At 71.0% G+C, this 11,061-nt stretch carries 9 protein-coding genes; 6 read left to right on the top strand and 3 right to left on the bottom strand.

The features are described 5' to 3' along the window. The 6 genes from ACRDSQ_RS26165 to ACRDSQ_RS26140 all read left to right on the top strand — a co-directional run. The coding region (locus tag ACRDSQ_RS26165; protein ID WP_431424616.1) for an SDR family NAD(P)-dependent oxidoreductase at positions 1-3,043 on the top strand (3,043 nt) is incomplete at its 5' end. Continuing rightward, the gene (locus ACRDSQ_RS26160; RefSeq protein WP_431424615.1) at positions 3,043-3,507 is read left to right on the top strand and encodes an acyl-CoA thioesterase; all 465 of its coding nucleotides are present in this window, start codon (positions 3,043-3,045) and stop codon (positions 3,505-3,507) included. The genes ACRDSQ_RS26165 and ACRDSQ_RS26160, both read left to right, overlap by 1 nt. A gap of 20 nt (positions 3,508-3,527) precedes the next feature. After that, entirely contained in the window at positions 3,528-4,106 is a 579-nt protein-coding gene (locus tag ACRDSQ_RS26155) for a flavin reductase family protein (RefSeq protein WP_431424614.1), read from the top strand. A 17-nt stretch (positions 4,107-4,123) separates the two neighbouring features. Then, positions 4,124-5,176: an NAD-dependent epimerase/dehydratase family protein gene (locus ACRDSQ_RS26150; RefSeq protein ID WP_431424613.1), complete on the top strand. Its 1,053-nt coding sequence runs from the start codon at positions 4,124-4,126 to the stop codon at positions 5,174-5,176. 41 nt (positions 5,177-5,217) lie between these two features. After that, the gene (locus ACRDSQ_RS26145; RefSeq protein ID WP_431424612.1) at positions 5,218-6,012 is read left to right on the top strand and encodes a TIGR03084 family metal-binding protein; all 795 of its coding nucleotides are present in this window, start codon (positions 5,218-5,220) and stop codon (positions 6,010-6,012) included. A 236-nt stretch (positions 6,013-6,248) separates the two neighbouring features. Then, positions 6,249-7,790 (top strand): acyl-CoA carboxylase subunit beta, encoded by a 1,542-nt coding sequence (locus ACRDSQ_RS26140; RefSeq protein ID WP_431424617.1) that lies wholly within the window; start codon positions 6,249-6,251, stop codon positions 7,788-7,790. Between the two features lie 34 nt (positions 7,791-7,824). Here ACRDSQ_RS26140 and ACRDSQ_RS26135 read toward each other — a convergent pair whose 3' ends face one another. From ACRDSQ_RS26135 to ACRDSQ_RS26125, 3 genes are all read right to left on the bottom strand, one after another. Next, positions 7,825-8,409: a DinB family protein gene (locus ACRDSQ_RS26135; RefSeq protein WP_431424611.1), complete on the bottom strand. Its 585-nt coding sequence runs from the start codon at positions 8,407-8,409 to the stop codon at positions 7,825-7,827. A 364-nt stretch (positions 8,410-8,773) separates the two neighbouring features. After that, on the bottom strand, positions 8,774-10,177 hold the full coding sequence (locus ACRDSQ_RS26130) for a M14 family zinc carboxypeptidase (protein ID WP_431424610.1): 1,404 nt from the start codon (positions 10,175-10,177) through the stop codon (positions 8,774-8,776). A 138-nt stretch (positions 10,178-10,315) separates the two neighbouring features. Then, a partial coding sequence (locus ACRDSQ_RS26125; RefSeq protein ID WP_431424609.1) for an aldo/keto reductase occupies positions 10,316-11,061 on the bottom strand: 746 nt, incomplete at its 5' end.

The following is an 11,061-nucleotide window of genomic DNA, read 5'->3' as shown; positions in this document are numbered from 1 at the left end:
CTCCACCCCCTTGTCCCCAGCGGACGCGACCCCATCGGACTCTGGCAATTCGACTGGCATCTCGACCCTCGAGCTGCTCTGCAAGCTGGCAGCCGAGCGGGTCGAACTGCCGCTGGAGACCGTCACCGCCGACACCCACCCGCTCGACGACCTGCACCTGAGCTCGATCTCCGTCGGTCAGATCATCAACGAGGTCACCCGCGAACTGGGTCGGCCCGCGCTCGCGGCGACGACGAACTTCGCCACCGTGACGCTGGGCCAGCTGGCGGAGCTGATCGACGATCTCGCCGACACCGCCCAGGGCGGGTCCGACGCGGGCAAGGACGTCGCGGGCATCGGAGCCTGGGTTCGGCCCTTCTCGGTGGACTACGTCGAGGAGCGCCGCCCGTCGGTCGACGTCGGCGTCGGGAATCCCGGGCAGTGGCAGGTGTTCGCGCCGCAGGGCCACCCGCTGGCCGAGCCGCTGCGCGCCGGGCTGGCGAAGGCGGGCATCGGCGACGGTGTCCTGCTGTGCCTGCCCAACGACGGCGAGCCGCACGTCGACCTGTTCCTGGCCGCGGGCAAGGCGGCCATCGCCGCGGCGGCCGAGGAAGCCCGGTTCGTCGTCGTGCAGCACCGCCTCGGAGCCTCGGGCCTGGCCCGGACTCTGCACCTCGAGGCCCTGACGGTGCGCACCACGGTCGTCGGCCTGGCCGACACCGAACCGTCCACACCGGACTCGACAGCGGAGGTCGTCTCCCGGGTCGTCGGCGAGGCCGCCGCCACCAACGGATTCTCCGAGGTTCGCTACAGCGCCGACGGCACCCGCACCACCCCGGTGCTCAAGGCCCTGACCGCGCCCGCCGGGCCGGTCGGACCCTCGCCGCTCGACGGCACCGACGTCCTGTTGGTGACCGGTGGCGGCAAGGGCATCACCGCCGAGTGCGCCCTGGCCATGGCCCAGGACTCCTCGGCCAAGCTGGCCCTGCTCGGCCGGGCCGACCCGGCCAAGGACACCGAGCTGGCCGAGAACCTGGCCCGCATGGAGGCCGCGGGCGTCACCTTCCGCTACGAGCGGGCCGACGTCACCTCGCCGGAGGAGATCGCCGCGGCGGTCGCGCGGTTCGAGGCCGAGCTGGGACCGGTCACCGCGTTCCTGCACGGCGCGGGCCGCAACGAGCCCGGCGCGCTGGCCAGTCTGTCCGAAGAGGACTTCGAGCGGACGCTGGCGCCGAAGATCGCCGGTCTGCGCGCGGTCCTCGACGCGGTCGACCAGGACAAGATCAAGCTCCTGGTCACGTTCGGCAGCATCATCGGCCGGGCAGGTCTGCGCGGCGAGGCGCACTACTCCACCGCCAACGACTGGATGTCCGAGCTGACCGTCAAGTTCGGCGAGGAGCACCCGAACGCGAGGGTGCTGGCGCTGGAGTGGTCGGTCTGGTCGGGCGCGGGCATGGGCGAGAAGCTCGGCGTCGTCGAGATGCTCATGCGCGACGGCATCACCCCCATCTCCACCGAGAACGGCATCGCCGTCCTGCGTGAGGTGCTGGCCGACGCGAGCGCCGGTCCGGTGCTGGTGGTCAGCGGCCGCGCGGCCGGGCTGCCCACCGTCGAGATGGAGGACGCCGAACTGCCGATGACCCGGTTCGTCGACCAGGTGATCGTGCACTACCCGGGCATCGAGCTGATCACCGAGGCGGAACTCTCCGCGGGCAGCGACCCGTACCTGGAGGACCACCTCCTCGACGGCGACCTGCTCTTCCCCGCCGTGATCGGCATGGAGGCCATGACCCAGGTCGCCTCGGCGCTCACCGGCTCGGAAAGCTCGCCGCTGCTGGAGAACGTCGAATTCCTTCGGCCGATCGCGGTCCGCCCCGGCGGCGCCACCACGATCCGGCTGGTCGCGCTGGTGCGTGACGCCGAGACCGTCGACGTCGCCCTGCGCAGCGAGGAGACCGGGTTCAGCGCGGACCACTTCCGCGCCACCCTGAAGGTCCGCCCCGAGCTTCCCCAGTCGGACAACCCGGACCTGCGGGTGCCCGCGGTCGCGCTGGACCCGACGACCGAGCTGTACGGCAGCGTCATGTTCCAGGGCAAGCGGTTCCAGCGGGTGCAGGCCTACCGCAAGGCAGGCGCGCGCCACGCGGTGGCCGAACTGGGCACGAGCTCGCCCGCGCCGTGGTTCGCCGCGTACCTGCCGCAGCAGCGGCTGCTGGCCGACCCCGGCACCCGCGACGCGGTCATGCACGCCATCCAGTGCTGTGTCCCGGACGGCATCCTGCTCCCGCAGGGCGTCGAGAAGCTCTACCTGGCGCAGCGGTCCGAACAGGACACCGAGTACGTGGTCATGGACGCCCGCGAGCGCTACCAGGACGGCGACAGCTACACCTACGACGTCGACGTCCGCACCCCCGAGGGGCAGGTCGTCGAGCGGTGGGAAGGCCTGGTGCTCCGGGCGGTCCGCAGCCGCAACGGCGCCGGTCCCTGGGTTCCGCCGCTGATCGGGTCCTATGTAGAGCGCTCACTGGAGCGGGTGCTCGGCGGCACCCGGTCGGTCGTCATCGAGCCCGACGCCGAGGGCGCCGAGCGACGCGAGCAGACCGAGCTGGCCGTCAGCAGAGCACTCGGCCGCACCGCGGGCGTTCGCCACCGGCCCGACGGCAAGCCCGAGATCGACGGAGCGGCGGTCACCGCGTCGCACGGCGCGGGTCTGACCTTCGCGGTCGTCGGCTCCGGGCGGCTCGGCTGCGACATCGAGTCCGCCGTGGCACGCACGGAGGAGGACTGGACGGGCCTGCTCGGCGCCGACCAGCTCGCCCTGCGGGACCTGCTCGCCACCGAGGCGGCCGACACCGCCGCGGTCGCCGGGACCCGCGTCTGGGGCGCCCTGGAGTCGCTGCGCAAGGCCGGGATCACCAGCCAGGCGCTCACCCTCGACCGAGTCCACTCCGACGGGTGGGTGGTGCTGTCCGCGGGCGACGTCAAGATCGCGACGTGGGTCACCACGATCAACGGCCACAGCGACCCGGTCGTCTTCGCGGTCCTGTCCGGAGAGGAACTCTGATGGCGAACTACTACGAGATTCGGCACACGGTGGGCTTCGAGGAGACCAATCTCGTCGGCAACGTGTACTACGTGAATTACCTGCGGTGGCAGGGAAGGTGCCGCGAGATGTTCCTCAAGAACGAGGCGCCCGCGGTCCTCAAGGAGGTCCAGGAGGACCTGAAGCTGTTCACCTTGAAGGCCGAGTGCGAGTTCTTCGCCGAGATCACAGCCTTCGACGAGCTGTCCATACGCATGCGGCTCGACGAGCTGACGCAGACCCAGGTCCAGTTCACGTTCGACTACGTGAAGCTGGCCGAGGACGGGGAGACGCTCGTGGCGCGCGGGGTGCAGCGGATCGCGTGCATGCGCGGCCCGAACACCAACACCGTGCCGTCGCGGGTCCCGCTGGAGCTGCGCAAGGCGCTCGCGCCTTACGCCGGGGCGGGGATCTCGCCGAAGGCACTGTACGCGGACGCGGCATAGGCGAGCGGGAGGACGACGTGGTGACCAGCAGGCCTCCCGCTCACCTGACCTCGGCGCCGGTGCCCGCGGCCAGGCCGGAGTCCGACAGCACGACCCCGACCACCGGGACGACACTGCGCCAGGTGATGGGGCAGTTCGCCACGGGGATCACGGTGATCACCGCGGGTGGTGAACTCGGCCACGGGATGACCGCGAACTCGTTCACCTCGGTGTCGCTGGAACCGCCCATGGTGCTGTGCTGTGTGGCCAGGACGGCTCGGATGCACCAGGCGATCCTGGCCGCGGGCGGGTACGGCGTGTCCATCCTGGGCGCGAACCAGACCGGTCTCGCGCACTACTTCTCCGACAAGACCAGGCCCGCGGGGCCCACCCAGTTCGACGCCGTCGACTGGATCCCCGGGCGCCGGACCGGCGCGCCGCTGCTGATGGGCGCGCTGGCCTGGATCGAGTGCGAGCTCGAAGCCGACTACGAGGGCGGTGACCACTCGATCTTCGTCGGTCGGGTGCTCGACGCCCATCGGGGCGGCGGCCGCGACGCGCTGATGTTCTTCAGCGGCGGTTTCCTTCAGGCGGGGCCACCGCCCGCCAAGAGCGCCTGAGACCGAGGGAGTCGACGATGTTGGTGACCGTCACCGGGGGCACGGGCTTCGTCGGCTCCCACTCGGTCGCGGCGCTGCTGCGCACGGGGCACCAGGTCCGGCTGCTCGTCCGCGATGAGTCCATAGTGGACGTAGCGTTGCGTCCGCTGGGGGTCGACCCCGGGCGGGTCGACGTGGTGGTCGGCGACGTGCTCGACGCGTCCACTGTGGCCGCGGCGGTGCGTGGGGCGGACGCCGTCCTGCACGCCGCCGCGGTGTACTCCTTCGACAGCAGGCAGCGGGATCGGATGCGGCGGACCACCGAGCGCGGCACGGAGATCGTGCTCGGGGCCGCGCGGCGGTCCGATGTCGGGCGGGTGGTCCACGTCTCCACCGTGGCCGCGCTGTTCGGCAAGGGGGTCCGGGTCATCGGCCCGGACTCGCCGGTCGGCACACTTCGCGAGCCGTACCTGGCGACCAAGGCGGCGGCCGAGCGGATCGCGCGGGCCCACCAGGACGCGGGCACCCCGGTGGCGATCAGCTACCCGCCCGCCCTGCTGGGCCCGCACGACCCGCGCCTGGGTGACCAGAGCGCCCGCGTCCGGGACGTCCTGCGGGGACTGACCCCGATCTGGCCGACCGGCGGGTACCCGCTCGGCGACGTCCGCGACACAGCGGCACTGCACGCCGCGATGCTGACCGGGTCCGTCTCCGCCGGCAGGCACTTCGGGCCCGGCACCTACTTGTCCACTAAGGACTATCTGCGGCACCTTCGGGCGGTGACCGGCCGGGCGCTGCCCGCGGTCCGGCTGCCCGCCCGCGCCCTCGGCCCGATCGGGCACGCCTGCGACCTGCTGCAACGGGTGTGGCGGTGGCGCCTGCCGGTGCAGTACGGCGCCATCCACACCTGCGCGTGCGCGACCAGGGTCGACGACGAGGTCCGCACCCACCCCATCACGGCGCGGCCGGTGGCCGACACCATCGCCGACACGGTCCGCTGGCTGCACGCCGCCGGGCACCTCACCGACCGGCAGGCCGGACGGCGGGCCCACCCGTCCGCAAACCGGGAGACGACCGCCGCGGCGGCGTAAGCGGATCCTGGAAATCTCTCGCTCGTGAAAGGACTACTCCCGTGTCCGATCTGCAGGACGTGATCATCGCGCTGACCGTCGAGGGCGAAGAGGTCGACCGCCTGGTCGCGGACCTCACCGTGGGGCAGTGGGCGACGCCGACGCCGTCGCCGGGCTGGACGGTCAAACACCAACTCGCCCACCTCGCCGCGACGTTCCGGATGGCGGGCCTCGCCGCCTCCGACCCGGCCGCGTTCGGCGCGCTGGCGCAGACGCTGAGCCCGGACTTCGACGCGAACGTGAACGCCGCTTTGTCGCAGTACATAAACGATCCGACCGAGGTGCTGCTGTCGCGCTGGCGCACGGACCGGGACAACGCGATCAAGGCGCTGGCGGCGGTTCCCGCGGACACCGTTGTGCCGTGGCTGGTTCGGCCGCTGCCGCCCGCCATCCTGGCCTGCGCCGGGATGATGGAGCTGTTCGGACACGGCCAGGACATCGCCGACGCGCTCGGGGTCCGGCGCGCGCACTCCGACCGGTTGCGGTACCTCGTGGCGTTCGCGGTCCGGACCTGGGACTTCGGCTACCTCGCCCGCGAGCTGCCCACGCCCGAGGTGGAGTTCCGGTTCGAGATCACCGGACCTTCGGGTGCGCTGTGGGAGTTCGGGCCCGCGGACGCGGTGAACCGGATCTCCGGGCCCGCGGTGGACTTCTGCCTGCTGGTGACGCGCCGCCGCCACCACAGCGACCTGTCGATCAAGGCCGGCGGCCCGGAGGCGACGGCCTGGGTGGAGATCGCCCAGGCGTACCGCGGTCCCGCGGGCGACGGGCGTGAACCGGGGCAGTTCGCGGCGTAGGCCGGGTTCGCGGGCGGTCCTTTGTGGCCGCCCGCCGGGGGTAGCAGGCGCGGGTGCGACGAGGCGCCCGCCGATGGGACGAGGGTGAGTCTTGTGGCTGTCTGTCTCTTATGGACCGTGCGATGAGCGCGCCGGGGTTCGAGCTGCCCGATTCGCCGCCACCGCCGGTGGGGGACCGGATGCCCGCCCGGCATCTGCGTCGGGTCGACGCGCCCCCCGCGCCGCCGGTGCGGTCCATGCGGCTGCTGCGGGCCGAGCGGGACGCGTTGGAAGAGGCTGTGCTGGAAGGCAAGCCCGAGGCCAACGCGCGGATGCGGGCGCAGGGCAAGCGGACCGCGCGGGAGCGGCTGGAGCTGCTCCTCGACGCGGGGTCGTTCACCGAGCTGGAGATGTTCCGCAGGCACCAGGCACGCGGGATCAAGGTGGACGAGACGCGGCCGCACTCCGACGGCGTCATCGTCGGGTCCGGCACTATCGACGGCCGCCGCGTCTTCGTCTACGCGCAGGACTTCACCATCTGCGGCGGGTCACTGGGCGCGGCGCACGCGGCGAAGATCCACAAGGTGATGGACCTCGCCCTCGCCGCCGGGGCGCCGATCGTGGCGCTCAACGACAGCGGGGGAGCGCGTATCCAGGAAGGTGTGCTGTCCCTTGACGGATACGGCGGAATCTTCCGCCGTCAGGTCGAGGCATCCGGGGTCATCCCGCAGATCAGCGTGGTCCTCGGCCCATGCGCGGGCGGCGCGGCCTACTCGCCCGCGTTGGCGGACTTCACCTTCATGGTCCGTGAGACGTCGAACATGTACCTCACCGGGCCCGACGTGGTGGCCGCGGTGACCGGGGAACGGGTCACCCACGCCGAACTCGGCGGCGCCGACGTGCACGCCACCCGGTCCGGCGTCGCGACCTTCGTCCACGACGACGAGGAAAGCTGCTTCGAGGACGTCCGGTACCTGCTGTCCCTGTTGCCTGCCAACAACCTGGAGACCCCACCGGCCGCGCAGCCACAGGGCGCCGTGGACGACATCCGGCCCGCCCTGGCCGACATCGTCCCCGCCGAACCGAACAAACCCTACGACATGCGGTCGGTCGTGGAGGAGATCGTCGACGACGCCGACTACCTGGAGATCCACGAACACTGGGCGGGCAACGTCCTGTGCGCACTCGGCCGCGTCGACGGCGAGGTCGTCGGCATCGTCGGCAACCAACCGCTGGTCCTCGCAGGCGTCCTCGACGCCGCCGCGGCCCAGAAAGCCGCCCGCTTCGTCCGCTTCTGCGACGCTTTCGCCATCCCGCTGGTGACCCTCGTCGACGTCCCCGGCTTCCTCCCCGGCACCGAACAGGAGTACGCGGGCGTCATCCGCCACGGCGCGAAACTCCTGTACGCCTACTGCGAGGCCACGGTTCCCCGAGTCCAGGTGATCGTCCGAAAGGCCTACGGCGGCGCCTACATCGTCATGGACTCCCGCTCCATCGGAGCGGACCTCGCACTTGCCTGGCCCACCAACGAAATAGCCGTCATGGGCGCCGCGGGCGCGGTCGACATCCTCTTCCGCAAAGAACTGGCAGCCTCCCCCGACCCCGAAACCCTCCGCGACAACCTGCGAACCGAGTACGCCGACCAGTTGACCCACCCGTACTACGCAGCCGAACGCGGCCTCATCGACGACGTCATAGACCCGACGAAAACCCGCGCCGCGGTCGCCCGGGGTCTGGCAATGCTCCGCACCAAGCGCAAGCAGGCCCCCCGCCGCAAGCACGGCAACATCCCCCTCTGACCGCCCACTCGCTCCTGGCCGTTGGACGCTCTCGTCACTGAGCCCCGCGCGCCGTCACCTCAAGCCGTTCGCGGTAGGTCGACCACCAAGCCGGGTCGTGGCTGGGCAGGTTGTCCGCGACGACGCGCAGGCCCGCGGCTCCGTCGATGAGTTCCCGGACGATGTCCGCGTGCCCGGCGTGGCGGTGGGTCTCGGTGGTCATGTGCACCAGGATCCGGTGCAGCGTCACCTCGTCGCGGCCCGGCTGCCAGTGCGGCACCCGCCCGATGGACTCCAGCGTCAGCGCCGTGATCGTCGCGTCCGAGTGGGCGCGGACCCGTTCGTAGAGGCCGAGGATGTCGGCCCGGGACTCGTCCGCCGTCGCCCACATGTCGGCGTTGGGTTCGGCGTCGTCGGCCAGCCAGTCGAAGGTCTGCTCGAACGGCCTGCCGAAGGTGTCGCCGAAGTACGCGATCTCGCAGCCCGCGACGTGCTTGATCAGCCCCAACAGGTTGGTCCCGGTGGGCGTCAGGGGGCGGCGGATGTCGTATTCGGTGAGGCCTTCGAGCTTCCAGAGCAGCGCGTCGCGGCCGAGGTCGAGGTAGCGGTGAAGATCCGCTTTGGGATCCGATCCGGTCATGCGACACAGCATCGCATCCCACACCGACACGGGCCTCAGGGTCTGGCCGAGCCCCTGCATGACACGGCCAGACCCGGCGCTCGGGTCACAGCGAGGGCATAGACCCGCGAACGCATCCCGCTCCGGTGAGGCGCCCTAACCGGCGAGACGTGACCCACTGTAGGGCACTACTCACGGGTATCGCGACTCGTTCGGGTGGTGTTGGGTGATTCCACATCAAAAATACGGAAAGGCGAGGGCCGGGCGTGTGAGGTACGTCCGGCTCTCGCCTTTCCTGCGGACCCGCGCCCGCGCTCGCATCGCGGGCGGCGGGTGGGGTGGCGGTCGCCCCTGACGGCCTGGCCACCCTGCTGGTCTTACCTGGTCACGGCCCGTACGGTCGGGCCGCCTTGCTCGCGGCGTACATCAGCATCGGCTTGACCTTCGGCCAATACGTGCCGCTCTGGCAGGAGTACGCGGGCAGGAACCCGGCACAGCCGCCGCTGCCGTTGCCGATCTCCCACACGAAGCTCGCCGCGCCCAGGTCGTCGTAGACCCAGTCGTCGGTGGAGCCGCCCGCGTTGTACAGGACCTCGCCGGGCTGCCCGTAGCGCCAGCCCCCCGCGATCCGCGCCATCTCCTTGGCCATCGCGCGCAGGCTCGCGTCGTTACCGGTGTGGTAGGTCGAGCTGAAGCCCCACGGGAACAGGACCATGTTCGAGTAGCTGTGCATGCTGATCACGACACCGGTCGTGTCGACGGGCGCGGCGGCCGAGGTGCCGGTCGCGCGGCGGTCCTTGTAGAGGCTGCGCCACAGTGCCTGCAGGGCCTTGGTCTCGACCTCGGAGTTCGCGCTCGGGCCGCGGTAGGTCTCCGAGCACGGGTTGGTGCTGCTGCCGGTGCCGTACCCGGAGCTGGTGTTGCGGTTGAGGTCGATGCCGATCTGGCTGCTGCCGCCCGTGGTGCCGCAGTTCGGGCCATTCGTGGTGTTCGCGTTCTTGCGGTGCGTGTACGGCGACCCGCCGCCGCGCTGCACGATGTCGACGCCGTCCGGGTTGGCGATCGGCACGACCCACACCTCGGTCGAGTTCAGCAGCGACGTCACCTGGCTGTCGACGCCGTAGCCGTCGGTCAGGTGGTCGATCCAGCGGTACGCCACGTCGCCGGTGGTGATCTCGCGGGCGTGCAGCTGGGCCATCACGAACAGCCGCGGCTTGGGCGCGGAGGTGCTCAGGGCGCAGTCGCCCGCCGCCTTCTTGGTGATGCAGATGGCCTTGAGGTCGTAGCCGCCCGCGCCGCGGGTCTTGCGCCACGAGTCGCCGTAGTCGACGACCGTGGCGAGCGCCGCGTGGTCGCTCGCGACCTGGCTCAGGTGCGCGTACTGGGCGTTGACCGATCGGTAGCCGCCGTAGTAGGTCTCCTCGGCGACCGCGGCGTCGAGCACCGTCGCCTGCCCGCTGCGGGTCGGGGGAGTCCACTTCGGCGGGGCGAGCACCTGCTCGATGGACACCCGGAAGCCGCCGCCGCGCAGCCTGCTGCCGGTGTCGTTGCGACCCATGACGAACAGGTCGTCGCCGTCGCGGTCTTCAAGGACGTCGAAGCCCGCGGTCAGCAGACCGTCGGCCTTCGCGGCGCCGCCGATGACTCGGTACACGTAGGTCGGGCCGGTCGCTTCGGCGGCGGCGGGTGCGGTGGGCGCGGCGGAGCCGGGCAGGGCGCTGAACAGCACGGCGGCCGTGGCGGCCGCCGTGAGGCCCAACGTGGCCGCGGTTCGTCGAGACAGGGACAAGGACAACCTCCTGGGACGAGAGGATTTCAGTCAGATTGCCCGAGTGTCGACAGTCGCACCAATCCCATAGAGACATAGCTTTGACGTATGGACTAACTGGGAAAATGTGATTGTGTAAGGGGAATCCCTTGCGCCGGATCAATGGGACGGCGAAATCCCGCCATTGAGCCTGGCCATCTCCGTGTCGTCGAGTCGCAGATCTGCCGCCGCGGCGGAATCGCGGATGCTCTCCGGCCGCGACGAGCCGGGAATGGGGATCACGACCGGCGCCTTGGCCAGCATCCAGGCCAGGCACACCCGCTGCGGGCTGACGCCACGCTCGCGTGCGACGTCGGCGAACGGCCGGAACCGGCTGCCCAGGTCGGCCGCGGCACCCATGCCGCCGAGCGGGCTCCACGGCAGGAACGCGATTCCCAGTTCGGCGCACAACTCCAATTCCGGCTCACTGCCGCGGAACTCCGGCGAGAACTGGTTCTGCACCGCGGCCAGCCTGCCGCCGAGGATGTCGTTCGCCTCGCGGATTTGGGCGGGATCGAAATTCGACACCCCGGCCATCCGAATCTTGCCCGCGTCGAGCAGTTCCGCCAACGCGCCGACCGACTCCGCCACCGGCACGGTCGGGTCCGGCCGGTGGAACTGGTAGAGCCCGATCGCCTCGACCCCCAGCCGCCGCAGCGACTCGTCGCACGCCTCGCGCAGGTACTCCGGCCGCCCGTCGAGGCCCCAGGCCCGGCCGGGACCGCGGGTGTGACCACCCTTGGTCGCCACCAGCACCTCGGTGTCGAGACCCTTGAGCGCCTCGGCGATCAACTCCTCGTTGTGCCCGAAGTCGGACTCGTCGAGGGAGTACGCGTCGGCCGTGTCGATGAGCGTGACCCCGGCCT

The sequence above is a fragment of the Actinokineospora sp. genome, from assembly GCF_050699995.1.
Lineage (GTDB): Bacteria > Actinomycetota > Actinomycetes > Mycobacteriales > Pseudonocardiaceae > Actinokineospora.
The sequence above is the reverse complement of the archived record's forward strand: the minus strand, read 5'-3'. Positions and strand labels throughout refer to the sequence as shown.

What these genes read in the sequence shown, in the direction of transcription:
- ACRDSQ_RS26150 (WP_431424613.1), top strand. Translation starts at nt 4,124, where the DNA reads ATGTTGGTGACCGTCACCGGGGGCACGGGCTTCGTCGGCTCCCACTCG.
- ACRDSQ_RS26140 (WP_431424617.1), top strand. Translation starts at nt 6,249, where the DNA reads ATGCGGCTGCTGCGGGCCGAGCGGGACGCGTTGGAAGAGGCTGTGCTG.
- ACRDSQ_RS26160 (WP_431424615.1), top strand. Translation starts at nt 3,043, where the DNA reads ATGGCGAACTACTACGAGATTCGGCACACGGTGGGCTTCGAGGAGACC.
- ACRDSQ_RS26135 (WP_431424611.1), bottom strand. Translation starts at nt 8,409, where the DNA reads ATGACCGGATCGGATCCCAAAGCGGATCTTCACCGCTACCTCGACCTC.